The 24,089-nt window shown below is 66.5% G+C and carries 27 protein-coding genes; 14 read left to right on the top strand and 13 right to left on the bottom strand.

Translation table 11 applies throughout. The annotated features are described in order from the left end of the window. Window positions 1-28: 28 nt before the first annotated feature. Both V9L20_RS04415 and V9L20_RS04410 read left to right on the top strand, forming a co-directional pair. Window positions 29-1,021: a Bug family tripartite tricarboxylate transporter substrate binding protein gene (locus V9L20_RS04415; protein WP_337295631.1), complete on the top strand. Its 993-nt coding sequence runs from the start codon at window positions 29-31 to the stop codon at window positions 1,019-1,021. A gap of 3 nt (window positions 1,022-1,024) precedes the next feature. Then, window positions 1,025-2,521 (top strand): class I adenylate-forming enzyme family protein, encoded by a 1,497-nt coding sequence (locus tag V9L20_RS04410; protein WP_337295630.1) that lies wholly within the window; start codon window positions 1,025-1,027, stop codon window positions 2,519-2,521. 21 nt (window positions 2,522-2,542) lie between these two features. Here the strand turns inward: V9L20_RS04410 and V9L20_RS04405 are convergent, their stop codons facing one another. Beyond that, window positions 2,543-2,959 (bottom strand): nuclear transport factor 2 family protein, encoded by a 417-nt coding sequence (locus V9L20_RS04405; protein ID WP_337295629.1) that lies wholly within the window; start codon window positions 2,957-2,959, stop codon window positions 2,543-2,545. Window positions 2,960-3,172: 213 nt separating this feature from the next. On the opposite strand from V9L20_RS04405, the gene V9L20_RS04400 reads away from it, so the two are divergent. Further along, on the top strand, window positions 3,173-3,352 hold the full coding sequence (locus tag V9L20_RS04400; protein WP_337295628.1) for a DUF3606 domain-containing protein: 180 nt from the start codon (window positions 3,173-3,175) through the stop codon (window positions 3,350-3,352). 214 nt (window positions 3,353-3,566) lie between these two features. Then, the gene (locus tag V9L20_RS04395; protein ID WP_337295627.1) at window positions 3,567-4,244 is read left to right on the top strand and encodes a hypothetical protein; all 678 of its coding nucleotides are present in this window, start codon (window positions 3,567-3,569) and stop codon (window positions 4,242-4,244) included. Here the strand turns inward: V9L20_RS04395 and V9L20_RS04390 are convergent. The 3 genes from V9L20_RS04390 to V9L20_RS04380 all read right to left on the bottom strand — a co-directional run bounded on the left by V9L20_RS04390 (window position 4,190) and on the right by V9L20_RS04380 (window position 7,571). Further along, the gene (locus V9L20_RS04390; protein ID WP_337295626.1) at window positions 4,190-5,470 is read right to left on the bottom strand and encodes a DNA topoisomerase IB; all 1,281 of its coding nucleotides are present in this window, start codon (window positions 5,468-5,470) and stop codon (window positions 4,190-4,192) included. The genes V9L20_RS04395 and V9L20_RS04390 overlap by 55 nt on opposite strands. Before the next feature lie 108 nt (window positions 5,471-5,578). Further along, complete coding sequence (locus V9L20_RS04385; RefSeq protein ID WP_337295625.1) at window positions 5,579-6,271, bottom strand: TIGR02117 family protein; 693 nt, start codon at window positions 6,269-6,271, stop codon at window positions 5,579-5,581. Between the two features lie 4 nt (window positions 6,272-6,275). Continuing rightward, complete coding sequence (locus tag V9L20_RS04380; protein ID WP_443098539.1) at window positions 6,276-7,571, bottom strand: Y-family DNA polymerase; 1,296 nt, start codon at window positions 7,569-7,571, stop codon at window positions 6,276-6,278. Window positions 7,572-7,643: 72 nt separating this feature from the next. Between V9L20_RS04380 and V9L20_RS04375 the strand changes: the two genes are divergently transcribed. Continuing rightward, complete coding sequence (locus tag V9L20_RS04375; protein ID WP_258504624.1) at window positions 7,644-8,483, top strand: RNase A-like domain-containing protein; 840 nt, start codon at window positions 7,644-7,646, stop codon at window positions 8,481-8,483. Between the two features lie 16 nt (window positions 8,484-8,499). On the opposite strand, the gene V9L20_RS04370 is transcribed toward V9L20_RS04375, so the two are convergent. Both V9L20_RS04370 and V9L20_RS04365 read right to left on the bottom strand, forming a co-directional pair. Beyond that, window positions 8,500-9,123 (bottom strand): hypothetical protein, encoded by a 624-nt coding sequence (locus tag V9L20_RS04370; protein WP_337295624.1) that lies wholly within the window; start codon window positions 9,121-9,123, stop codon window positions 8,500-8,502. Window positions 9,124-9,210: 87 nt separating this feature from the next. Next, entirely contained in the window at window positions 9,211-9,837 is a 627-nt protein-coding gene (locus tag V9L20_RS04365) for a YiiX family permuted papain-like enzyme (RefSeq protein WP_337295623.1), read from the bottom strand. 58 nt (window positions 9,838-9,895) lie between these two features. Between V9L20_RS04365 and V9L20_RS04360 the strand changes: the two genes are divergently transcribed. After that, window positions 9,896-10,456, top strand: coding sequence for a putative glycolipid-binding domain-containing protein (locus V9L20_RS04360; protein WP_337295622.1), 561 nt, complete (start codon window positions 9,896-9,898; stop codon window positions 10,454-10,456). A 21-nt stretch (window positions 10,457-10,477) separates the two neighbouring features. Here the strand turns inward: V9L20_RS04360 and V9L20_RS04355 are convergent, their stop codons facing one another. From V9L20_RS04355 to V9L20_RS04340, 4 genes are all read right to left on the bottom strand, one after another. Further along, window positions 10,478-11,812 carry an MFS family transporter gene (locus V9L20_RS04355; RefSeq protein WP_337295621.1) on the bottom strand — a complete coding sequence of 445 codons (1,335 nt, stop codon included), beginning with the start codon at window positions 11,810-11,812 and terminating at the stop codon, window positions 10,478-10,480. A 109-nt stretch (window positions 11,813-11,921) separates the two neighbouring features. After that, the gene (locus V9L20_RS04350; protein WP_337295620.1) at window positions 11,922-13,079 is read right to left on the bottom strand and encodes an alpha-hydroxy acid oxidase; all 1,158 of its coding nucleotides are present in this window, start codon (window positions 13,077-13,079) and stop codon (window positions 11,922-11,924) included. A 137-nt stretch (window positions 13,080-13,216) separates the two neighbouring features. After that, window positions 13,217-14,101, bottom strand: coding sequence for a LysR substrate-binding domain-containing protein (locus V9L20_RS04345; RefSeq protein WP_337295619.1), 885 nt, complete (start codon window positions 14,099-14,101; stop codon window positions 13,217-13,219). 26 nt (window positions 14,102-14,127) lie between these two features. After that, complete coding sequence (locus V9L20_RS04340) at window positions 14,128-14,730, bottom strand: TetR/AcrR family transcriptional regulator (RefSeq protein WP_337295618.1); 603 nt, start codon at window positions 14,728-14,730, stop codon at window positions 14,128-14,130. 97 nt (window positions 14,731-14,827) lie between these two features. On the opposite strand from V9L20_RS04340, the gene V9L20_RS04335 reads away from it, so the two are divergent. From V9L20_RS04335 to cynS, 7 genes are all read left to right on the top strand, one after another. Continuing rightward, window positions 14,828-15,250: a nuclear transport factor 2 family protein gene (locus tag V9L20_RS04335; RefSeq protein WP_157612739.1), complete on the top strand. Its 423-nt coding sequence runs from the start codon at window positions 14,828-14,830 to the stop codon at window positions 15,248-15,250. Window positions 15,251-15,342: 92 nt separating this feature from the next. Then, window positions 15,343-16,524 carry a sensor histidine kinase gene (locus V9L20_RS04330; RefSeq protein ID WP_337295617.1) on the top strand — a complete coding sequence of 394 codons (1,182 nt, stop codon included), beginning with the start codon at window positions 15,343-15,345 and terminating at the stop codon, window positions 16,522-16,524. 10 nt (window positions 16,525-16,534) lie between these two features. Continuing rightward, a complete protein-coding gene (locus tag V9L20_RS04325; protein ID WP_337295616.1) occupies window positions 16,535-17,203 on the top strand; it encodes a response regulator transcription factor in 669 nt (222 codons plus the stop codon). Between the two features lie 148 nt (window positions 17,204-17,351). Then, a complete protein-coding gene (locus tag V9L20_RS04320) occupies window positions 17,352-18,707 on the top strand; it encodes a CmpA/NrtA family ABC transporter substrate-binding protein (protein WP_337295615.1) in 1,356 nt (451 codons plus the stop codon). Window positions 18,708-18,710: 3 nt separating this feature from the next. Beyond that, complete coding sequence (gene ntrB / locus V9L20_RS04315) at window positions 18,711-19,580, top strand: nitrate ABC transporter permease (protein ID WP_337295614.1); 870 nt, start codon at window positions 18,711-18,713, stop codon at window positions 19,578-19,580. 22 nt (window positions 19,581-19,602) lie between these two features. Continuing rightward, window positions 19,603-20,430, top strand: a complete 828-nt coding sequence (locus V9L20_RS04310) for an ABC transporter ATP-binding protein (protein ID WP_337295613.1) — start codon at window positions 19,603-19,605, stop codon at window positions 20,428-20,430. Between the two features lie 46 nt (window positions 20,431-20,476). Then, window positions 20,477-20,920, top strand: a complete 444-nt coding sequence (cynS, locus tag V9L20_RS04305) for a cyanase (protein ID WP_258504644.1) — start codon at window positions 20,477-20,479, stop codon at window positions 20,918-20,920. A gap of 36 nt (window positions 20,921-20,956) precedes the next feature. On the opposite strand, the gene V9L20_RS04300 is transcribed toward cynS, so the two are convergent. Further along, window positions 20,957-21,709 carry an SDR family oxidoreductase gene (locus V9L20_RS04300; RefSeq protein WP_337295612.1) on the bottom strand — a complete coding sequence of 251 codons (753 nt, stop codon included), beginning with the start codon at window positions 21,707-21,709 and terminating at the stop codon, window positions 20,957-20,959. A gap of 143 nt (window positions 21,710-21,852) precedes the next feature. Then, window positions 21,853-22,218: an Atu4866 domain-containing protein gene (locus V9L20_RS04295; RefSeq protein WP_258504649.1), complete on the bottom strand. Its 366-nt coding sequence runs from the start codon at window positions 22,216-22,218 to the stop codon at window positions 21,853-21,855. Window positions 22,219-22,406: 188 nt separating this feature from the next. On the opposite strand from V9L20_RS04295, the gene V9L20_RS04290 reads away from it, so the two are divergent. After that, window positions 22,407-23,408, top strand: a complete 1,002-nt coding sequence (locus V9L20_RS04290) for an alpha/beta fold hydrolase (protein WP_258504652.1) — start codon at window positions 22,407-22,409, stop codon at window positions 23,406-23,408. A 350-nt stretch (window positions 23,409-23,758) separates the two neighbouring features. On the opposite strand, the gene V9L20_RS04285 is transcribed toward V9L20_RS04290, so the two are convergent. After that, window positions 23,759-24,007, bottom strand: a complete 249-nt coding sequence (locus tag V9L20_RS04285; RefSeq protein WP_337295611.1) for a hypothetical protein — start codon at window positions 24,005-24,007, stop codon at window positions 23,759-23,761. Between the last annotated feature and the right edge of the window lie 82 nt (window positions 24,008-24,089).

Below are 24,089 nucleotides of genomic sequence, written 5' to 3'. Positions count from 1 at the left end.
CAAGAAATAAACAACAGGAGACAAGCCAATGGAAACCACGGACATCACACGGCGGCAAGCCGCCACCGCGCTGGCAGGCAGCGCACTGCTGGCCGCACTGCCTTCGCGTGCCTTCGCGCAGCAGCAACCGCAGCTGCCGCCACTCATCAAGCTGGTGGTCGGCTATTCCGCGGGCGGCCCGGTGGACGGCGCGGCGCGCCTGCTCGCGCCCGCATTGGGCCAGGAGCTCGGCACGCAGGTCATCGTGGAAAACCGGCCGGGTGCCAGCGGTTCGGTGGGCGGCGATGCGGTCGCCAAGGCTGTGCCGGATGCCGCGATGCTGTTCTTCGGGGCGAGTCCGACGATCACCATCAACCCGAACATCCAGCGCAAGATGCCCTTTGACCCGATGAAGGACCTGACGCCCATTGCGCCGCTGGTGGACTACACCAATGTGCTCGTGGTCAACAAGGACCTGCCGGTGCACAGCGTGGCCGAACTGCTGGCCTACGCGAAGGCGCGGCCGGGCAAGGTGTTCTACGGCTCGGCCGGCATCGGCGCCTCGAACCACCTGAGCGGGGCGCTGCTCGAGAAGATGACCGGCGTGCAGCTGACGCATGTGCCGTACAAAGGGAGCGCGCCCGCGCTGGCCGATGTGATGGGCGGCACCGTGACGATGATGTTCGACATCATCGCCACCTCGCGGCCGTTCATCCAGTCGGGCAAGCTGCGCGCGCTGGCGGTCACATCGCGTCAGCGCAACCGCATGCTGCCCGAGGTGCCGACCATGATCGAATCCGGCGTGGCCGGGTATGACGTGGGCGGCTGGTTCGGCCTCTATGGCCCCGCGCGCATGGACCCGGCGCTGGTCGCCCGCCTGAATGCAGCCGCGCACAAGGCCATGGCGCGCGAGGACATCGCCAATCGCTTGCGCGAGCAGGGCTACGAAGTGTGGACCGGCGCCGCGGAACTGCTGGCCTCCAAGGGCCAGGCCGACCGAAAGCTCTGGGCCACCGCGTCCAAGGGCATCGAAGCGGAATAGCCGATGGTGCCCACGCGAATTCACGAACTGCTCGAAGCGCGCGCATCGCGCTCGCCCGAAGCGGTTTTTCTTTTCGAGCCCTCGGGCACCGTGTCGTATGCGGCGTTGCAGGCCATGGCCGAGGCTGCCGCCCAAGACTTGCTGGCAGCGGGCGTGCGGCCGACCGACCGCGTGCTGCTGGTGGCCGAGAACTGCGCCGCGCACATCGCGCTGATCATGGCGTGCAGCCGTGTCGGAGCCTGGTCGTGCGGCGTCAATGCGCGCATGTCGCCGGGCGAAATTGCGGCCATTGCCGAGCGCGCGGATGCACGGCTGTGCTACTTCACCACCGGCGCTTCGGAGGCCGCGCGCCAGCACGCGATTCGCGCCGGCGCCACATCGTCGGCATTGCCCGGCGTGTTGCGCTCGGCCGCGCGCGCCGAAGCCCGCCCGGAGGCCGACCCTGCGCTGGCGGATGCGGCCGCCATCATCTTCACATCAGGCACCTCGGGTACACCCAAGGGCGTGATGGTGTCGCACCGCGGGCTGCTGCATTTCGGCCGCGTGTCGGCCCGCGTGCGCTCACTGAGCCAGCGCGATCGGGTCTACGCCTTCTTGCCGATGACGCACATCTTCGGCATTGGCACGGTGCTGATGGCCGCGCTCACGGGCGGCGCTGCGCTGGTGCTGCGCGCCAGCTTTTCGCCCGCCGACATGCTGCAGGCGCTCGCGCATGAGCAGGTGTCGAACCTGCTCGGCCCCCCCACCATGTATGCGCGCCTGCTGGCGCACATCGAGGCGGAGCGAGCGGCGATTCGCTTTCCGGCGTTGCGCTACGTCTATACGGGTTCCGCGCCGCTCGACCTGGGGCTCAAGCAGCGCATCGAGGCGCTGTTCGGCCAGCCGCTGCACTATGGCTACGGCCTCTCGGAATACGCGGGCTCGGTGTTCCTGACGCGCGTCGAGGCTCCGCGCGCGGACACGGCCGCGGGCTACGTGGTGGAAGGCGGCGAGGCACGCATCGTCGACTCGGGCGGCAACGATGTCGCGCCGGGAGAAACAGGCGAAATCTGGCTGCGCGGCCCTGGCCTCATGCTTGGCTACTTTCGCGATGCGGCGGCCACGGCGCAGGTCATGCGTCCAGGCGGCTGGTACGCGAGCGGCGACCTCGGCCGCTTCGATGCGGACGGCGCGCTGTTCGTGGTCGGCCGGCTCAAGGAAATGATCATCCGCTCGGGTTTCAACGTGTACCCCGCCGAGATCGAAACGGTGATCGGCCGTTTCGACGGCGTGCACCTTTGCGCGGTGGTGGGCATGCCCGAATCGGACGGCAACGAGCAGATCGTCGCCTTCGTCGAAATGAAGCCAGGCGCGGTTCTCGATGAACCCGCATTGCGCGGGTACCTGGCGGAGCATCTGTCGCCCTACAAGCGGCCGGCGCGCATCGAGGCAATCGCCCCAATGCCGACCACAGCCAACGGCAAGGTGCTCAAGCGCGAACTGCAGGCGCGCTGCAGATAGCGGCCTTGTGCGCTGCATGCATCAGCCGAAGATGCAGGCATGGCCTTTCTGCGTATCCATGTACTCGCGCATGCGGGCGATGCGTCCGTCTCGGAGTTCGAAGATGAAGCAGTAGTCGTTGTCGTACTTTCTGCCGTTCGCAAGCATGGCCTGCATGCGCAGTTCGACGATCACGGTGTCGCCTTCGCAGTATCTGCTGCGGAAATCGACGGTGACATCGGAGACGAAAAGCTTCGGGAACATCTCGGCCAGAAAGTGCACGATGGCCTTCTGTCCGATCATGTGGTCGGGAATGTCCAGCGCCAGCGCGGTGGCGTTGCGCTGCGGCGCGAGCCACTCGGCGTCTTCCGTGAACCAGGCGGCGATGCGTGCTGCATCGTGGCTTGCGAAGGCCTTCCATGCGTCGGAAATGGTGCGCTTGTTCTGCTCGGGGGTCATGCGGTATTCAGTGCGGGAGGTGATCGAGCGCTGAAGATAGGCGCGAGGCCATCGCCGCGCGCGCCGCTTCCGGACATCTCCAACACCGACGGCGCCCTGCGGTACTGCGCTGCTGCTCGGACTTTTCCTGCATCGAGCCGCGCCGCCGTCCTCCAGTGCCGTGCAGAAAAAGGGCGCATCGTGTATGCATCGATCAAGGAGCATCCAACCACCATGGCAGACGATCTCAGCAAGCGCGGCCCGCAAGACCGGAGCCGCATCAACGTGAACGAGCCGCACGAGGTGCGCTACTGGACCCAGACCCTGGGCGTGACCGAGGCGCAGCTGCGCTCAGCCGTCGCAGCCGCGGGCGTGGAGGTGAAGGACGTGCGGGTCTACCTCGGCAAACCGTAGCCTTGCGTCCACCCCGAAAACTCGGTTTCTCCGAGGCCCAAAGCGTAGGCACGCTCCTACACCCGCCGAAGAAGGCGGGGCCGATACTTGTTGACTTTCCTTCGCTCAGGAAGCGCAAAGTGAACGTGCCCATTGCCGTCCCCCGACCTGCAGGCCGCTGCCGTCTGCCGGCCTGTCCACAAAACGAGGCGAAGCCTTCGGGCGCCGCCGTGCAATGAAGGCCTCGCCAGGAGCCCGCAGCTGGATCGCCGCCGGCGTCCGCCATGAATTGCTCACTCGCGCCTTGCCGGCATTGCGGCACGACATGGCGGCGCCGGTCTCGGTCATTCGCATGGCATTGCTCATGCTCAAGCGCCAGGTCGGCGCGACGCCCATCGACCCCGCAGCCTGCGAAGAGCGCGTGGCGCTCATCGACAACCAGGTGTCCGAGCTCGTGGAGGGGATCCGCTCGCTGCGCGACTGGGAACTGGCCACGGCGGACGACGGCATCACGCGCAGCGCGCTGGTGGCGCAATGCGTGGGCCTGATGCGCGCAGCCTTCGACATGCACGGCGTGACGCTGGACGTCGACCCCGCGCTCGATCCTCTTGAAGGCGAACCCCGCAGGCCGCAGGGAGCCGCATTGCGCTATCTGCTTCTCGGCGGGCTCGGCTATCTGCACGACAGCGTGCCGGAGGCCGGCGCCATACGCATCGATGCCGACGGGGCTGACGCGCTTCGCCTGAGCGCCTTGCCGCGCGAATCCGGCGGCGTGAGCCCGGTGCTCGGTGCGCATCGTGCGCCGCGTGCATTGGCCATCGACGCCATTGCGCTGCAAAGCCTGGCCGAAGACCTGGGCTACACAGCGGCGCTGGAACGCGACAGCGTTCGCTTCTCGCTCGCCGCGGGCTGAGCAGGCCTTCGCCGCGGCGCGGGGCGCCGGGTGGGCCGGGGCGCCGCCGTCGGGCTGCCTTTGCCGTTCGCCTTCCGTGCTTTCGAGGCCTCGCGCAGTTCGCGCGCCAGCCGTTGCCGGTGCGCCCGCAGAAAGGCGAGCAGCCGCTCCTCCGCGGCGTGGAGACCGCGCGTGCGCCGGGCCGCGGTGCGGGCCGACATCTTCCGCAGCACCTCCGCGGATTCGTCTTCGGCATCGCCCGCAAGCGCACTGCCCAGCGCCAGCACCGCGGGGTGCACATAGGCCTTCTTGCACACCGCGGGCGTGTTGCCCAACTGCTTGGCCACTGCGGCCAGGATCTCCTTGGCGCTGTAGCGGCTGCCGTCGGCGGCGGTGCGGCCCGGTTCGCAGGCCAGCCGCGTGAGCTCCAGCGCCTGCACGGTGCCGTGCCAGGTCCGAAAGTCCTTGGCGGTAAAGCGCTCGCCCGGCGAGGCTTCGGCCAGGTAGTCGTTCACGTCGGTGGACGATACGCTGCGCAGCTCGCCGTCTTCGTCCTGGTACTGAAAGAGCGCCTGGCCGGGCAGCTGCTGGCACTGGCGCACCACCTTCGCCACGCGCGGATCGTCCAGCAGGGTTTCGTGCATGACGCCGCTCTTGCCCCGAAAGCGCAGCCGCAGCGCCGCGCCCTGCACGGCGGCATGCCGGTTGCGCAGCGTGGTGAGGCCGTAGGAGCCGTTGCTGCTCGCGTACTCTTCATTGCCCACGCGCAGCAGCGTGGTGTCGAGCAGGCGCACCAGCGCAGCCAGCACCAGCTGGCGCCCCGGCGCGGCAGCCTTGCCGCCCTCTTGCAGGTCGCGCACCACGCGTGCGCGGATGCGCGGCAGCGCAAGCCCGAAGGCTTCGAGCCGCTCGAACTTGGTTTCGTCCTTGAAGAGCCGCCAGTCGGGGTGGTAGCGGTACTGCTTGCGGCCCCGCGCATCTATGCCGGTGGCCTGCAGATGGCCGTTGGGCAGGGGGCAGATCCACACCTGCGTATAGGCCGGCGGAATCGCCAGCATGCGGATGCGCGAGAGCTCGTCCGGGTCGCGCACCCATTGCCCCTTTGCATCGCGGTAGCGAAAGTGGTCCCCGTGCTTCAGGCGCCGGATGCCCGGCATGTCGGGGTTCACATAGACCAGGCCGTTGGCGATCGGCGTCGGCTTGGAAGGCGGCGAGGGCTGAGGAGGCGATGTGGAGCGTGCCGGCATGTGGTTCGGGTTGTAGCGATTCCCGTCGCTTGTGCCTGTGCCGGCAACCGTCGCCTGTAGGACGCCGCACGCGCCGCTGGTGCGATGGAGGCTCTTTGTTCCTGTGCGTCAGGGGCGCAACGGCTGCAGGTGCCACGTCACATTGAAATCGAAGGGCGTCCAGCGGCTCACCGTGACCCCCGCCTGCCGCAGGCCCCGGCCGGTCCAGGTATTGCAGGTCTCGAAGAGGTGGTAGCCGCCTTCGGCTTCGTAGAAGGCATCGTCGTTGCCGTAGTGGGCGCCGGCAATCGGCGTTGCGCGGCCTGCCGGCAGGGCGGCACGCACGTAGTCCGCGAGCTGTGCGTACTGCGCTTCTGAAAGCGGCAGGTGGAAGGCGTTGTGCCGCAGCTGCGCGCGGCGCAGGTAGGTGACGTGAAGCAGGGCACGGTTGCCGCCGAGCATGGCGCCGAATGCGCGGGACACGGTCAGGTCGCCCCAGGTCGGCGTGTTCAGGTAGAACTCGCGGTCTCCCCAGCCGATGGCGATGAACTCGGCGTCTGGCGGCACGGCTTTGAAATGCGCGACCGGGAAGAGCTGCCGCCAGTCGATGGTTGCCGAGCGGATCGGAAATACCAGGTCGGTGTGTACGCCGTTGCTCAAGACCCAGGCCTGCACTCCGGGCGTGTTTGCGGTGGTGGTGTCTTGAGGCGTTGCGTTGGCTGGCCAGAACATCAACGCGCAGGCCGTGCCCACATAAAGCCCGGCCAGTAGCGGCAGCGCCAGCAGTGCAATGGCAATGCGCCTAGGCCAGCGGTTCGGCATCGAGCTAGAAGAGCGACGCAGTAGTCGCCGCCGCTTCCGCCGGTGCACGCTGCACCCCTGCGCCGGAAGGCGCCATCGCCTCGGGGCTGCCCGCCTTTGCAAGTGCACCCACGCGCACGCCCAACAGGCGCAGCGGCCGCTCGAGCGGCACGCGCTTCAGGCACAGCCCGCCAATCTGGCGGATGGTTTTGCCGTCGGCGATGTAGCGGTCGATGGTCTGGTCGCGCGTGGCAATCTTGAAGTCGTCATAGCGCAGCTTGATGCCGATGGTCTTGCCCACGTAGCCCTTGCGCTGCAGGTCTTCGGCCAGCTTCTCGCACAGGTGGGTGAAGATGGCGCCGAGCTCGGCGCGGTCGCGTACCGCATGCAGGTCGCGGTCGAACGTGGTTTCGCGGCTCATCGACACGGGCTCGCTTTCGGTTACCACCGGCCGGTTGTCGCGCCCCCAGGCCACCTCGTGCATCCACGCGCCGGTGGACTTGCCGAAATTCTGGATGAGCCAATCCCTGTCGCGGGCCGCAAGCTGGCCGACCGTCTCGATGCCGAAGCGCTTGAGCTTTTCATCGGCCTTGGGCCCGATGCCGTTCACCTTGCGGCAAGGCAGCGGCCAGATGAGGGTCTGCAAGTCGTCCTCGTAGACCACCGAGATGCCGTTGGGCTTGTTGAACTCGCTCGCCATCTTGGCAATGAGCTTGTTGGGCGCCACGCCAATGGAGCAGGTGAGGCCGGTGGCGTCGAGAATCGCTTTCTGGATCAGCCGCGCGAGCGAGCGCCCGCCGTCGCGTTGCCCGCCCGGTACGTCGGTGAAGTCGATGTACACCTCGTCCACGCCGCGGTCTTCCATCAGCGGCGCGACCTCCCTGATGACCTGCTTGAAAGTGCGCGAGTACTTGCGGATCTCGTCGAAGTCCACCGGCAGGATGATCGCCTGCGGGCACAGCTTGGCCGCCTTCATGAGCCCCATGGCCGAACCCACGCCGAACTGCCGCGCGGGGTAGGTGGCGGTGGTGATCACGCCGCGGCCCACGTAGTCCTTCAGGCGCGGGAAGGCGTCGACCGGAATGTCGGCCAGCGTGCCGCCTTCGGGCAGGCGCCGAATCGCCTCGTCCACGCTGCGCCGCCCGCCGCCAATCACCACCGGCAATCCCTTGAGCTGCGGATAGCGAAGCAGCTCGACGGACGCGAAGAAGGCGTCCATGTCGAGGTGGGCGATGCGGCGTATCGGCGGCTTTGGCAAAGGCTGGGAACTCACGGGCCGATTGTCTCGCGGCCGGGCCGTGTCTGCCTGCGGCGGGTGCATGCCAGAATGCGGCGGACCGCGGTTTCGGCCGCCCGATGGCATCGAAAAGCATGGCAAGGAAAGGGATCTGGCATGAGTGACGAAGTCGAAGGCATGACCATTGCACTGACACCGGTGCAGATGGCCGGCGTTCTGGGCGGGCAGGACGTGCCCGAATCCGCGAGCCTGAGCAACCGGCTCTGGGGTACCGTCGGGCTGGTGGGCGGCGTCGTGGAACTGGTGGGCGCCGGCGTACTTTGCCTTGCGCCCGAGCCCACCATGGTGACCAAGGCCGGCTGCGTGGTGCTGGGCGTGCACGGCTTCGACACCCTCGCCACCTCGGGCCGCCAGGTCTGGACGGGCACTCCGCAGCGCACTGCCACCGCAGTCACCGCCAGCTCGGCGGCGGAGGCCCTGGGCGCCTCTCGTGAAACGGCTGACGGTATCGGGCTTGCGGTCGATGTGGCGGTTCCCTTGGTCGTGGCCGCGGGGCTCGGAGCCGCCCGCATCATTGCCGTGACGCGCGGCGGCCGCATTCGCCTGGCCGAGCATGAAGCCGCCGCCGGATCGAGGCTTGGCGGGCACACCATGGCGCGGCACGTCGGCCAGACCGACGCGCAACTGCTGGCCAGGGTGCGAACCGCCACCCGGCCGGGCCCGAAGGCGGTGTCTACCTTTGCCGACCTGGCCACGGCGGAACGCGCGATCACCGAAACCCTGCGCGCCAATGCAGCCGCCGTGCAAGCCTGGTCACGCAGTGCGGCCGCGGGCAGCAAGTCGCCGGAGCTGGAGCACGTGCTGGGCTACGTGGTGGGGCGGGGCGTGCAGTTCGGCAGCACGGCCGTCAACGACCTCTCCGGCGTGCGCATCATCCTGAAGATGGAAAGCTACAACGGCAAGCCGTTCTACATCCTGACGGCGTATCCGATCTGAGCTCCGAGGCCCTGCGCTAAGGAAACGAAGGCGCCTCGCCCGTGGTCCACACGTCGGCCCCGAATTCCTTTGCAAGCTGGGCCACGATCTTCACGGTGCGCTCGCGCAGCGGTGCGATGCGGGCCTGCAGGCCCGCCCTGGGCAGCGTCACGGCCATGCCGGGGTCATCGTCGGCCTCGGGATCGCTTTGGCGGATGTAGAGCGTGCCGTTGCGGGCCCAGACCTCCACGGCCCAGCCCTGGTCTTGGTCGTCGTAGATCATGCCTTGGTCGTTGCCGGCTATTGCGGCAAGAAAATGGTCCATCGTGGCAAAGGTGTCATACCAGGGGAACGACAGCTCAACGCCGGCTTCTTCATTGTCCAGCTGCAGATCCATCCAGAAGTAGTGCCGCACCTGGCTGAGCGTGAGCGCGTGGCGCCGGGCGGCCGCAACCACCTGTGCGTAGTACGCGGCAAGCTCCGCCTCGTGCCCGATCACCTCGCGGGTGCGCGCCAGCAAACGCTCGGCGCGCGGAAACCCGGGCAAGGCGAGCGGTTCGGCCGGGCCCCCCGACACGGGACGGAACTCGTCCTGCAAATGGAAAGCGATCTCGGGCTCCAGCGAGTCGATCGGCTTGGCATGGGCGAACCAGGATTCCAATTGCGCGCTCCTCTGAATGGTCGGTCGTACGATGTTAGCTCGCCATGCATCGATGCGAACGACGCCTTGATCGAGACCGTCCGGCGCTCAGCGCGCCTCCACCGTCGTGAGCAGCGGCGATTCGAACATCGCCACCGGAGAGATCACCGGCTCGTCCATCGGCACGTTGTCGCCATAGCGCTCGCGCATCTTGGCGCGCACCGCGGGGTCGCCCAGGTTGAAGCTGCGGATCTTCTGCAGCTCGCCGATGCGCACGCCCAGCGCGCGCTGGTAGAGCTTCCACACGAGTTCGGAACAGTAGATGCGCTGGTCCGACCATTCGAAGGTGAGGTCGTAGGGGCGGCCTTCGTAGTCGGCGGAGCCCGCGTGCAGCCGGGCCACGGCGGCAGGCGTCAGCAGTGCATCGGCATTGCGCAGCCGCTTGGCCACGTAGTGCCCGCCGTCGCCGCGCGCCGTCCACTGGGCGAGCGGCGTGTAGCGCACGGTCGACACCGCCTCGAACACATAGGGCTTGCCGCCGCGCACCAGCACGATGCCCATGTGGCTGTAACGCGAGCCGGTGGCGCGCTGCACGGCCAGGCTCTGGGCGGAGCGCGAGGTGTGAAAGACGATGTCGCCGTCTTTCAGCGCGGCATCGGCCGGCGCGGCAGCCAGGCAGAGCAGGGCGGACAACAGCAGGGCTGCCGCGGGGAGTCGGGTCTTCTTCTTGTTCATGTGCGGGGCATTGTGACAAGGCTTGCCTGTTGCGCCCGCACGCGCCATCATCCGCGGCATGCAAACCGTCGCTTCCATCCTGTGGCGCAGGCTCGATGCACCGGGCCATGACGCCTGCCGCCTCGAACGCAACGCCACCGCATGGCAGCTCGACGGCGCCGCCGTGTTCCGTCTTGAAGACCGCCGCATTGCGCAACTGCACTACCGTGTGCGCTGCGACCTGCACTGGCACGCGCAATGGGGCACCGTGCGCGGGTGGCTCGGCGCAGACGCGGTCGATCTGTCGATTGCCCGCGACGCGCGCGGGCACTGGAAACTCAACGACGAAGCGGTGCCGGACCTTTCGCATTGCGTGGACCTGGACCTTGGCTTTACGCCAGCCACCAACCTGCTGCAATTGCGCCGGCTCAATCTTGCACAGGGCGAAGGGGCCGATGCGCCGGCGGCCTGGGTCGACCTGGAGGGCGGCGTGCTGAGCGAGCTGGTGCAGCGCTACGAACGCACCGCGAGCGATGAATACACCTACGATGCGAAGCGCTTCGACTACGCGGCAACGCTGAGCGTCACCTCCGATTGCTTCGTGCGCGACTACCCCGGTCTCTGGATCGCCGAAGAGTAGCGCCGCGCGCGGGGCGGCGGGTCAGTGGTCGTGGTGCAGGTAGGCCGCCTGCCGCGGCAGGCGCAGGCTCACCAGGAACGCGATCACCATCATCGCGCTCACGTACCAGAAGAACGCCGATTCGTGTCCCAGCGACTTGAGGCCCAGCGCCACGTATTCGGCCGAGCCGCCGAAGATGGCGTTGGCGACCGCATAGGCCAGCCCCACGCCCAGCGCGCGCACTTCGGGCGGAAACATCTCCGCCTTCACGATGCCGCTGATCGAGGTGTAGAAGCTCACGATCGCCAGCGCGACGATGATCAGCACGAAGGCCACCACCGGGTTGGTGGTGTGCTGCAGCGCCGTGAGAATCGGTACCGTGGCCAATGCGCCGAGCCCGCCGAACAGCAGCATGTTGTTGCGCCGCCCGATGCGGTCCGACAGCGCGCCGAACACCGGCTGCATGCACATGTAGACGAAGAGCGCGCCGGTCATCACGTAGCTCGCCGTCTTGATCGGCAGATGCACCGTGTTCACCAGGTACTTCTGCATGTAGGTGGTAAAGGTATAGAAGATGAGCGAGCCGCCGGCCGTGTACCCCAGCACCGTGAGGAAAGCCGGCGTGTGGTGCTTGAACAGCCCGGCCATGCTGCCGGCCTCCTTGTTGGCCTTGGCCTCGGCGCTCTGGGTTTCGTGCAGCGTGCGGCGCAGCAGCAGCGCCACCACGGCGGCCACAGCGCCCACCACGAACGGAATGCGCCAGCCCCAGGCCTTGAGCTCGGCCTCGGTGAGCAGCTGTTCGAGCACCACGATCACCAGCACCGCGAGCAGCTGCCCGCCGATCAGCGTGACGTACTGGAACGACGAGAAGAAGCCGCGCTGCCCGCGCAGCGCCACCTCGCTCATGTAGGTGGCGGTGGTGCCGTATTCGCCGCCCACCGAAAGGCCCTGGAACAGCCGGCACACCAGCAGCAGGAAGGGCGCCCAAGCGCCGATCTGCGCATAGGTCGGCAGGAAAGCGATGACCAGCGAGCCGCCGCACATCATCGTGACGGAGATCAGCATCGAGGTCTTGCGCCCGATCTTGTCGGCAATGCGGCCGAAGAGCCAGCCGCCGATGGGCCGCATCAGGAAGCCGGCCGCGAACACGCCCGCGGTGTTCAGCAGCTGCACCGTCGGGTCCGACTTGGGAAAGAAGGCCGACGCGAAGTACAGCGCCGAAAAGGCGTACACGTAGAAGTCGAACCACTCGACCAGGTTGCCCGACGAGGCCGCCATGATCGAGAAGACGCGGTGGCGCTTTTCTTCGGCCGTGTAGTGGTGGGGAGGGGATGCGGAGGCCGAAGGGCCTTCCGTGACAGGCGTGACTGCGCTCATGATGGTTTTTGCCGCCCGTGCGGGGCGATGTTGTTGGAAGCAACAATTTTCCGCACGCACGCATTTGCGCGCTGTCAGCCAGCGCCGCAAGCCTGCCGCCCGAGGGGGCTTAGAAGGTGCCCGGCAGCAGGATGCCCGAATCCACGTTCTCGATATTGGTGTGGCCGCAAAAGGCCATGGTGATGTCGAGTTCCTTGTGAATGATCTGCAGCGCGCGCGTCACGCCGGCTTGCCCGTAGGCGCCCAGGCCGTAGAGAAAGCTGCGGCCGATGAGCGTGCCGCGGGCGCCGAGCGCGCGGGCCTTGAGCACGTCCTGTCCGCTGCGGATGCCGCCGTCCATCCACACCTCGATGTTGCTGCCCACTGCATCGACGATGGCGGGCAGCGCCGAGATGGAAGAGGGCGCGCCGTCGAGCTGGCGCCCGCCGTGGTTGGAGACGATGAGCGCATCGGCGCCGCTGTTGGCGGCCAGGCGCGCGTCTTCCTCGTCCATGATGCCTTTCAGAATCAGCTTGCCGCCCCAGCGCTTCTTGATCCACTCCACATCGGCCCAGCTCAGCGCGGGGTCGAACTGCTCGGCCGTCCACGACGACAGCGACGACAGGTCTTTCACGCCCTTGGCATGGCCCGCGATGTTGCCGAAGGTGCGGCGCCTGGTGCCGAGCATGCCCAGGCACCAGTGCGGCTTGGTCGCCAGGTTGATCATGTTGGCGATGGTCGGCTTGGGCGGCGTCGAAAGGCCGTTCTTGATGTCCTTGTGGCGCTGGCCGAGGATCTGCAGGTCGAGCGTGAGCTGCAGCGCCGACACGTTCGCCGCGCGGGCGCGCTCGATCAGCCGCTCGATGAAGTCGCGGTCCTTCATTACGTAGAGCTGAAACCAGAACGGATGCCGGCCGGTGTTTTCCGCAATGTCTTCCAGCGAGCAGATGCTCATGGTCGACAGCGTGAACGGAATGCCGAAAGCCTTGGCGGCGCGCGCACCGAGGATCTCGCCGTCTGCGTGCTGCATGCCGGTGAGGCCGGTGGGCGCAATCGCCACCGGCATGGCCACCTCCTGGCCGATCATGGTGGAGCGCGTGGAGCGGCCCTCCATGTTCACCGCCACGCGCTGGCGCAGCTTGATCTTCTGGAAGTCGCTCTCGTTGGCGCGGTAGGTGCCCTCGGTCCATGCGCCGGAGTCGGCGTAGTCGTAGAACATCTTCGGCACGCGCCGCTTGGCGATCACCCGCAGGTCTTCGATGCAGGTGATCTTGGAAAGGTCGGGCACGGGGAGTCTCCTGGGTGGTCTCTGTTTTTCGATTGCGCGAGCGGGGATTATGGGCAAGCTCCGCCGCGGGCCGAGTGTGGCGTCCAAAACGGACTCGGACCTGAAAAATACCCGGGCCGGACCTGAAAAGAATTCAGTCAGTCGCGCAGCGCCTGCCGCAACCATTCGACGAAAGTTGCGCACTCCCAGCGTTCCATCGCCCCCGGCCGCCAGCACAGGAAGTAGGCGTTGGGCGAGGGCACGCTCTCTGCCGAAAGCCGCACGAGGCGCCCGTTCTCCAGCCACGCGCTGCCGAGCTTCAGGTGCATCAGCACCACGCCGAAGTCTTCGGCCGCCGCATCGAGCGCCAGGCCCAGGTCGTTGAACTGGTGGCCTGTGGCCGGCTCCGGCAAGCCGATGCCGCGGGCCTTGAACCAGGTGCGCCACGACTCGAGCGGCGTGCGCAGCAGCTGCACGCGCGAGACCTCGGCATCGGTTGCAAAGCCGTCGAATGGCCCGTGGCGCTGCAGGTACGCCGGGCTGCAGGCAGGCGCGACGTCGTCGGCCAGCAATTGGCAGAACTCGCGATCGTGAAAAGGCCCGGTGCCGAAGCGCAGTTCCAGGTCGGCCTCTTCGGCCGTCATGTTGCGCACCGGCATGGTCACCTGCAGCATCAGTTCGATGTTCGGATAGGCGTCGCGAAACCGCGCGAGCCGGGGCAGCAGCATCTGGCGGGAGAACGTGGGCGTCACCGCCACCCGCAGCCGCCGCACTTGCGATGCGGGCTCGCGGCCGGGCACCTGCTGCAGCGCCGCAATGGCCTCGCGCACGCGGGCCAGGTAGGCCACGCCGTCGGCGCTCAGACCGAAGTCGTTGCCTGAAAAAAGCTTGAGATCGAGCAGCGTTTCGAGCTGGCGGATGCGGTGGCTCACTGCGCTGGGGGTGACGCTGAGCTCTTCCGCCGCGAGGTTCACGCTGCGCAGGCGCGCCACGGCCTCGAAAGCCTGCAGGCCCTGCGTCGAGGGAAGTCGCGTCGAAGCCATGTGTGTTGTCGTGTTCGGAACGGATGTTATCGAGTCGTGGACGGTGCCGACGCGACAACCAGCGCCTCGAGCAGCCGGCGCAGATCGTCCACGGCTTCGCGCGCCAGGGCGGGGCCGCCCATCTGCGCCTTGACAATGGCGCCGTCCACCCCCAGCGCGGCAGCCTGCGCGAGCGCCATGCGCGACGCAGCGCCGGCAGGCAGCAGGCCCGCGATGACCTCGGCCATCTCGCGCTTGTGTTCGCGCGCGCGCTCGGCGGCGCCTTGCACGCTGCCGCCCACCTCGGCCACCGAGTTGATGAACGCGCAGCCCCTGAAGACCGGGTCGGCGAACCATTCGGCCATGACCTCGGGCAGCAGCAGCAAGGCCCCCGCATTGCCTGCACGTTCATGCGCGCCGCGCCGGCCGAGCGCATCGACGAACCATGCCATCCACCGCGCATGGCGGTGATCGAGAAACTCGCGCACCAGGTCGTCCTTGGATGGAAAGTGCCGGTAGAAGGTGACCTTGGTCACGCCCGATGCCGCAATGACGCGGTCGATGCCCGTGGCACGAATGCCGTCGGCATAGAAGAGGTCGTGCGCGGTGTGCAGGATGCGCTCGCGCGCGGGCAGTCCGGAGATGTCCATGGCCGTATTGTAGGCATGTAGACAGGTCTGTCTACGTGTGGCACATTGCGGGCCTTCGCAATCCCTTCTCCCCTTTTTCATTCACCGAAAGACCGCCATGGAATCCCGCCCCCCGCTGCCGCCCTTCACCCTTGAAACCGCAACCAGGAAAGTGCAGGCCGCCGAAGACGCCTGGAACACACGCGACCCGGTCCGTGTGAGCCTGGCCTACACGCCCGACACCGAATGGCGCAACCGCGCCGACTTCGTCAACGGCCGCGAACAGGTGGTGCAATTTCTCACCCGCAAGTGGGAGCGCGAGCACGACTATCGCCTGAAGAAAACGCTCTGGGCCTTCATGGACAACCGCATTGCCGTGCGCTTCGAGTACGAGTGGCACGACGCGGCGGGGCAGTGGTTTCGCAGCCACGGCAACGAGAACTGGGAGTTCGCCGAGAACGGCCTGATGCAGCGGCGCTACGCGAGCATCAACGACCAGCCGATTTCCGAATCGGAGCGCAAGTTCCGCTGGGAACGCTGAGCGCCCAACTGCCGACGCACCCTCACCCCAACCCTCTCCCCCAGGGGAGAGGGAGCAAGTAACCAGGAACGTTTGTTGCTTGCTTTTGGTGCATGGAAACGCCCGTACTCAACCCAACCGCCAGCCACCCGCTGTGGCAGCACCAATTGGGGTTGCTGCTCGAGTCGACAGGCGAGGGCATCTTCGGCATCGACCTGGATGGCCATTGCATGTTCATCAACCGGGCCGGCGCACAGATGCTGGGCCACGAGGCGCGCGACGTGATCGGCAGCAACATGCACGAGCTCACGCACCACTCGCATCCGGATGGCTCGTACTACGCCGACACGGACTGCCCCATCTTCAACGCCTTTCGCCGCGGCCTGCCGTGCCGCATCGACACCGAAGTGTTCTGGCGCCGCGACGGCAGCGCCTTTGCAGTGGAGTATTCGAGCCACCCCATCATGGACGGCGCGCAGGTGCGCGGCGCCGTCATTACCTTTGTCGACATCACCGAGCGCCGCCGGCAGGCCGAGGCGCTGCAGCAGGCCAAGGACGAGCTCGGCGTGCGCGTGCAGGAGCGAACGCGCGAGCTGAGCGATGCGCTGGTGCAGTTGCGGGAGCTCTCGGCCTGGCTCGACAAGGTGCGTGAGGACGAACGCACCCGCATCGCGCGCGAAGTGCACGACGAGCTGGGCAGCCTTCTGGTGGCGCTGAAGATGGACGTCAACTGGATCGGCAAGCGCCTGGGCGAACAGCAGGAGCGCGCACCCGACGCAGCGCAGGCGATGCGCGAGCAGATGCGCGGCAAGTGCGGCAACATGAGCCAGCTGATCGAGCGCGCGGTCGACAACGTGGGCCGCATCATCACCGACCTGCGCCCGAGCATCCTCGACCACCAGGGCTTGTGGGCCGCGCTCGAATGGCAGGCGCATGAGTTCGTGCAGTCGGCCGAGCTCGCGCTGCAGTGGCACTTCGACGTGCCGGCGGGCGTGGAGCTCCCCGAGCCGGCGGCCATGGCGGTGTTCCGCATCTTCCAGGAAATGCTCAGCAACGTCGGGCGCCATGCGAAGGCACGCAGCCTCGACATCCGCATCGATGTCCAACAGCAGCAGTTGCGCATCAGCGTGCGCGATGACGGCATCGGCGCGCCGGCGCAGGCCTTCGAGGAGGCCACCGCCTATGGTGTGCTCGGCATGCGGGAGCGTGCGCGGCATTTCGGCGGGCGCATCGAGATCGAAAGCCATGTGGGCGAGGGCAGCACTTTCCGCCTGCATCTGCCGTTGCCGGTGTAGGCTTCACGAGATGAACGACATCCGCGTACTCATCGGCGACGACCACCGCATCGTGCGCGAGGGCCTCAAGCAGATGCTCGGCGACCTTTCCAATGGACTGCCCTCGATGACGGTGCGCGCCGAGGCGCAGACAGGGCCCGAAGTGCTGGCCGCCGTGCAGGAACTCGGCGGCCCGGAGGGCCTGGACGTGGTGCTGCTCGACATTGCGATGCCCGGCCGGGACGGGCTCGATGTGCTGCAGGCCCTGCGCAAGGACTGGCCCACGCTCCCGGTGCTGATGCTCAGCACCTACCCCGAAAAGCAGTACGCGGTGCGCTGCATCAAGCTGGGCGCTTCGGGCTACTTGAACAAGAGCGCAGACGCCGACGACATGGTGGGTGCGGTGCGCAAGGTGGCGGCAGGCGGCCTTTATGTATCGGCCGCCACGGCCGAAGCGCTGGCTGCGGCTGTGGGCCGCAACGCGGGCAACGGCACGGAACAGCTCTCGAACCGCGAGCACCAGGTGTACCGCCTGCTCAGCGCCGGGCGCAGCGTGAGCGAAATTGGTGCGCAGCTTGGCCTGGCGCCCAACACCGTGAGCACTTACCGTGCGCGCATTCTCGAAAAGACCGGCACCAAGAACGACGTGGAGCTTGCGCTGTATGCCGAGCGCCACGGCAAAGCGGCTCCGGCTGCCTGAAAACGAAGCCGGTGGGCACCGGCGTGTAGTGCTGCCCCTACAAAGCCTCGACAACACCTGCACGATCTGCGGTCCATAGGCCTTTCGGCCTCGCGTCCGGCCCGCACCTTGCATCGTGGCGTGCATCTTTTCACCGAGGTGCACCACCATGTCCAGCCCATCCGATTCGACCGCCTGCGATCTCTATGACGCCGACCGGCCACTGAACATGCGCTGCGCCTGCGGCCGCAACCATGGCCGCGGGGCGGAGATCGACGTCAGCCCCGACGACAAGCTCGAGGCCAGCCTCATGAAGGCGCTGTTCCCCGTCGACAGCGTGCGCCGTAACTTCTTGCGGGCCGTGGGCTCCAACACCGCGCGCGCCGCCATCGCGTCGGTGCTGCCATTGGGTGCGCTGCAGGCCATGGCGCAAGACAAGGCGTCGCTCGAGAAGACCAATCTCAAGATCGGCTTCATTCCCATTACCTGCGCCACGCCGCTCATCATGGCGCACCCGCTGGGCTTCTATCAGAAGCAGGGGCTCAACGTGGAAGTGGTCAAGACGGCCGGCTGGGCGCTCATTCGAGACAAGATGCTCAACAAGGAATACGACGCTACGCATTTCCTGTCGCCCATGCCGCTGGCCATTTCGATGGGCGCGGGCTCCAACCAGGTGGCGATGAATGTTGCCACCATCCAGAACACCAACGGCCAGGCCATCACGCTGGCCAACAAGCACAAGGACAAGCGCGACCCGAAGATGTGGAAGGGCATGAAGTTTGCCGTGCCCTTCGAGTACAGCATGCACAACTTCCTGCTGCGCTACTACGTGGCCGAGGCCGGCCTGAACCCCGACACCGACATCCAGATTCGCGTGGTGCCGCCGCCCGAGATGGTGGCCAACCTGCGCGCCGGCAACATCGACGGCTACCTGGGCCCCGACCCTTTCAACCAGCGCGCCGTGTTCGAGGAAATCGGCTTCCTGCATCTGCTGACCAAGGACCTTTGGAACGGCCACCCGTGCTGCGCCTTCGGCACCTCGACCGAGTTCATCGAGAAGAACCCCAACACCTTTGCCGCGCTGGTGCGCTCGGTGCTCACCGCATCGGCCATGGCGCGCGACCCGAAGAACCGCGAACTCATCGCCAAGGTGATAGCGCCCGCGCAGTACCTGAACCAGCCGGAGACGGTGATCAACCAGGTGCTCACCGGCAAGTTTGCCGACGGCCTGGGCAACATCCGCACCGTGCCCGACCGCGCCGACTTCGACCCGATTCCGTGGCAGTCGATGGCGGTGTGGATGCTCACGCAAATGAAGCGCTGGGGCTATGTGAAGGGCGACGTCAACTACAGGCAGATTGCGGAAAAAGTGTTCCTGCTGACCGACGCGAAGAAGCGCATGAAGGAACTCGGCCAGAGCGCGCCCGATGGCGCCTACCCCAAGTTCACCATCATGGGCAAGGTGTTCGACCCCGCCAAGCCCGACGACTACGTCAAGAGCTTTGCCATCAGCAAGATGGCCTGAGCCATGAACGGCAAGAAGAACCTGTCGCTCAAGGCGGCGCTGGTGTCGCTCCTGATGTTCCTGTTGCTCGTGGGCGCGTGGCAGCTGGCCACCATGCCGGCCGCCGGCAACGGCGCCCCCGCCGGCATGACTGCCGAGCAGATCGAATACCAGAAGATGCTCGGCAAGGACCCGGGAGGGCAGGTCAAGAGCTCAGGCTTCCCGACGCCGGCGGAAATGGCCGTGACCGCGTGGAAGCATCTCTCGAATCCCTTCTACGATAACGGGCCGAACGACAAGGGCATTGCCGTCCAGCTGGCGTATTCGCTCGGGCGTGTGGGCCTGGGCTTTCTGCTGGCCTGCGTGGTCGCGGTGCCGCTGGGCTTTGTCATCGGCATGTCGCCGCTGCTGCACAAGGCCTTCGATCCGTTCATCCAGGTGCTCAAGCCCATCTCGCCGCTCGCGTGGATGCCGCTTGCGCTCTACACCATCAAGGACTCGTCGGTCAGCGGCATCTTCGTGATCTTCATCTGCTCGGTGTGGCCGATGCTGCTGAACACCGCGTTCGGCGTGGCATCGGTCAAGCGCGAATGGCTCAACGTGGCCAGTACGCTCGAAGTGAAGCCGCTGCGCCGTGCGTTCCGCGTGATATTGCCTGCCGCGGCGCCCACCATTCTCACGGGCATGCGCATCAGCATGAGCATTGCGTGGCTTGTCATCGTGGCGGCCGAAATGCTGGTGGGCGGCACGGGCATTGGCTATTTCGTGTGGAACGAGTGGAACAACCTCTCGCTCACCAACGTGATCTTCGCGATCCTGGTGATCGGCGTCGTCGGCATGCTGCTGGACCAGGCCTTTGCCGGGCTGCAGCGAAAGGTGACCTATGTGGAGTGATCGATCGGCACAAGGCGCCCTCATGACAGCTGTTCCCAACCCATCGTCCGCTACCAGCGGCTTCCTGCGCATCGAGGAGCTTGCCAAAGCCTTCGCGCCCGCGCGGCCGGTGTTCGCCAACGTGTCGTTCACGCTCGATCGCGGCGAGTTCGTCTGCATCATCGGCCACTCGGGCTGCGGCAAGACCACCATCCTCAACGTGCTGGCCGGGCTCGACCAGGCCAGCGCCGGCCACGTGTTCATGGACGGCCGCGAAGTGGCCGGCCCGAGTTTGGAGCGCGGCGTGGTGTTCCAGAGCCACGCGCTCATGCCGTGGCTTACCGTGCGCAAGAACATCGCATTCGCCGTGAGCTCGCGCTGGCCCGACTGGTCGGCCGCGCAGGTCGACATACAGGTGCGGCGCTTCGTGGCCATGGTGGGCCTGGAAGCCGCCATCGACAAGAAGCCATCGCAGCTTTCGGGCGGCATGAAGCAGCGCGTGGGCATTGCGCGGGCCTTTGCCATCCAGCCGAAGATGCTGCTGCTCGACGAACCCTTCGGCGCGCTCGATGCGCTCACGCGCGGCACCATTCAAGACGAGCTGATGGCCATCGTGCGCCAGACGCAGCAAACCGTTTTCATGATCACGCACGACGTGGACGAAGCCATTTTGCTGGCCGACCGCATCCTGCTGATGACCAACGGCGCCGACCAGCCCGGCGGTGGCTGGCGGCCCGGCAACATCGCCGAGACCGTGGTCAACCCGCTGCCGCGCGAACGCACGCGTGCCTCGCTGCACCACCTGGACGGCTACTACGCGCTGCGCAACCACATCGTCGATTTTCTCGTCACGCGCGCCAAGGCGTCGTGAGTTTCACTTCACTCATTCCATCCAACTCGATCAGGAGCAAACCCGCATGAACCGCAACGACGTTACCGAGAAGATCATCACCGTGAAGGTGTCCAAGGGCATTCAGTGGGCCGACGTGGCCAAGAAGGTGGGCCTCTCCAAGGAGTGGACCACTGCCGCATGCCTGGGACAGATGACGCTCGACGACAAGCAGGCGAAGATCATCGGCAAGATCTTCGGCCTGACCGTGGAGGAGCAGAAGTGGCTCAAGGTCGTGCCCTACAAGGGCTCGCTGCCCACGCCCGTGCCGACCGATCCGCTCATCTACCGCTGGTACGAGGTGGTGAGCGTGTATGGAACCACCATCAAGGAACTGATCCATGAAGAGTTCGGCGACGGCATCATGAGCGCCATCGACTTCAGCATGGACATCCAGCGCCAGGCCGACCCGAAGGGGGACCGCGTCAACGTGGTGCTGTCGGGCAAGTTCCTGCCCTACAAGACCTACTGACCCGCGGCCGTTCGGAAGTTCGGAAGACGCGGCCCCTCAGAAGGCCGCGTGCTCGGCCGGCTTCGGCCGCCACGCCGGGCGTCGGGGCGCCGAGATGCTGCCGCCTTCGATGGCGCCTGCAATCGAGCGGGCCACGGCTTCCACTGGCACCGCGATGCGCCGCCGCGTGACCATGCGCTCGAAGGTGCTGCAGGCGGCGATGCGGTCGGCCAGCGTGTTGTCAGCTTCGCTCACATCGGGGCGCACCACCGTCACGCGCACCCGTCCGGCATGCTCCTGCCGCAGCCCTTCGGAGATGGCGTCCACCGCGTACTGCGTGCCGCAATACACCGCCGAACTCGGCGACACGCCGTCCGCGGGCACCGGCGCCACGTTGACGATGTGGCCCCAGCCTTGTTCCTGCATCGTCGGGAGCACCGCCGCAATGCCCAGCAGCACGCCGCGCAGGTTCACGTCGATCATCAGTTCCCATTCGTCGATCTTGCGCGTCCACAGCGGCGAGCGCGGCATGACGCCCGCGGCGTTCACCAGCACGTCGATGCGGTCGTGCGTCTCGAGGGCGAACTCGGCAAACGCTTCCACGTCGGGCCGGTAGGTCACGTCGAGCCGCTGGAAGCTCGCCGTTCCGCCGGCCGCCGTGATTTCTTCCACCAGTGCTTCGAGCTGGTGGGTGCGCCGCGCGCCGAGCACCACCTTGGCGCCGCGCCGCGCCAAGAGCCGTGCAGCCGCTGCGCCAATGCCACCGCTTGCGCCCGTGATGAGGACGACTTTTTCCTGGATTGCGCTCATAAGAAACTCCTCGTGCTGGTCTGTTTGAACCATGGCGCAACGCTGCGCCGGCATGGTGACAAGTCTCGCGCGGATGGCGCCTCGGGCGTTAGACGAATCGAACGGCGTTCTTGCCTGATTCTGCAAAACGCGCGTCTTGGGGCTCAGCGCCGCGGTGTACTTTCGCGGTAGAGCACCATGCCGGCGTGGTACAGCACGCCGTCGCGAAAGTCGCCATCGGCCGTAAAGCCTGTGTCGTCGACGTAGTCGATGTGATCGCCGCGCAGCGTGTAGCGGCCCTGGTAGGCGCTGCGGCGGTTGCCGCGCGCCTCGTCGTAGCGGCCGCCCGGCAGCAGTTCATGGCGGATGTAGCCGTCCTTGGTGACCCACATGCCGACATAGCGGTTCTGATCGGTCGGCGCGCGGGCCGGTTCGGTTTGCGAATGCGATGGCGCCGAAGCCATCGCCAGGGAGAGCGAGAGTGCGGCCAGGGTGCTGCCGCCGCGGTGCGTGGTGGTGCCGGTGGACATGGTGTGCGCCTTTCTTTCGATGGTGTGGATCGATCGGCCGGTTTGGCTTTTCGTGCCAGTCCATTGTGAAAAGAGCACCCCTGCGAGCGTTATCCGCTTCGTGTCGATTTTTTGCCCAATTCTGCGGAAGTCTGCGGAAGAATAGAGCGCCCCGAGGCTCACCCTTGAAAACCTCCAGACGCCGAACCATGCACATCGCTTTGGGAGTCGCCGCATTCGCAGCGTTGCTCGTGCTGGCGGGCATCGTCTACGAGCGCCTGGGCCAGTACCGGGCCGCACGGGACTTTCCTCCGCCCGGAACAATGGTCGACATCGGCGGCCGGAAGATCCAGCTGGATTGCCGGGGCTCGGGCTCTCCCACGGTCGTGTTCGAGGCGGGGCTGAGCGTCGAAGGTTCGCTGAGCTGGACCGACGTGCAGCCGAAGATCGCCGCCCACACGCGCGCCTGCGCGTACAGCCGCGCGGGCCTGATGTGGAGCGATTTCTCGAGCGCCCCCCACAGCGCCAGGCAGGTGGCGCAAGACCTTCATGCGGCGTTGACCAAAGCCGGCGAGCGCGGTCCCTTCGTGCTGGTCGGCCAGTCCATCGGAGCGCTTTACGCGATGGGTTTCACGAGGCACTTCGGCCCGGAGGTCGCGGGACTTGTCTTCGTCGATCCCTCGCATCCGGAGCAGGTCGAGCGCGTGGCGGGCTTCATGACCGAATCGCGTTCCATGTTGTCCCGGGTCGGCGTGGCGCTGGCCTGGACCGGTCTGCTGCGCGCGGCGGCCCCGGTGCTTCTGCCTCGGCCGCCGCACCGGACTGCACGCGATGCAGAGGCCATATGGGCTTACGCGCCCAAGTCATTGACTACGCAGCTCGCGGAGAGCGATTCGACCGACAGTACGCTTGCCGAGACCCGGGACTTTCAGGATCTGGGTAACCGCCCGCTGGTGGTGCTCACGGCAATGGCTCCCTACACCGCGGCCGAACTCCGGGGAATGAAGATCACGCCGGAGCAAGGAAGGCAGGTCCAGGCCATCTGGAAGCAGCTGCATGAAGAGCAGGCGACCTGGTCATCCCGAAGCACCCACCGGGTGCTGCCGAACTCAGGGCACAACATCCAGCTCGAAGATCCGGATGCCGTGGTCGATGCGGTGCTGTCGGTGGTGCGTGCGGTGCGCGCGGGCGGAACTGCCGAGGCCCCGTAACGACCGCGCTGCAGCGGACCGATTCACGACGATGTTGTTACTCCCCGTCGCGCTCCAGGGTGAATAGAGTTGCCTTGCGGCGCCGCCCGAAGTGCGCCTCAAGGACTGGCGATGACCCGCAAGAGAAGCGAAGACCTCATGAGCTGCGCACAGCAAGCTCCCGGCCGAGTTGCAATGGCGCTCGAAATCCATGAAAGCATTGCGGCATGCAATGAACACCTTGCGCGGGGCAACGACGTCCATGCGCTCACGGCGGCGCTGATGTTGCCTTGCTACCTGGCCGAGTTCAGGAACCTGGTGTTGGGGCTGACCGAGGTGGAGGAGAACGAACTCAGGTCCGTTCTCGCAAGCTATTCCTTGGCTTCCTCGATGGAGTCGTCCCACTCGGCGCCCAGCGCAACCCGAATGTGCGATGCCACGGCCGAGAGGCGTGCATCGGACACGGCCACAGGCGGCGCGTCGTCCAGGTGATTGGCAATGACTTGAAGCTCGGCAGCCGCCTGCGGCGAGTATTTCAGTACCGAAGCCAGGCATGTGGTCAACGCGAATATGCGGCTTTCCGCGGCTTCCAGGCGCCGGGTGACTGCGTCGAGGTCCATTTTTTCTTCTCTGCCTCGCGCAGAGGCCGTAATGGGAAACCTCTACGTTACGTCCTGCCGGTGGCCAAATATGTCGGCGAAC

The organism is Variovorax sp. CCNWLW225 (assembly GCF_037204045.1).
Lineage (GTDB): Bacteria > Pseudomonadota > Gammaproteobacteria > Burkholderiales > Burkholderiaceae_C > Variovorax.
Note: the sequence above shows the minus strand (reverse complement) of the source record. Positions and strands in the feature narration are given on the sequence as shown.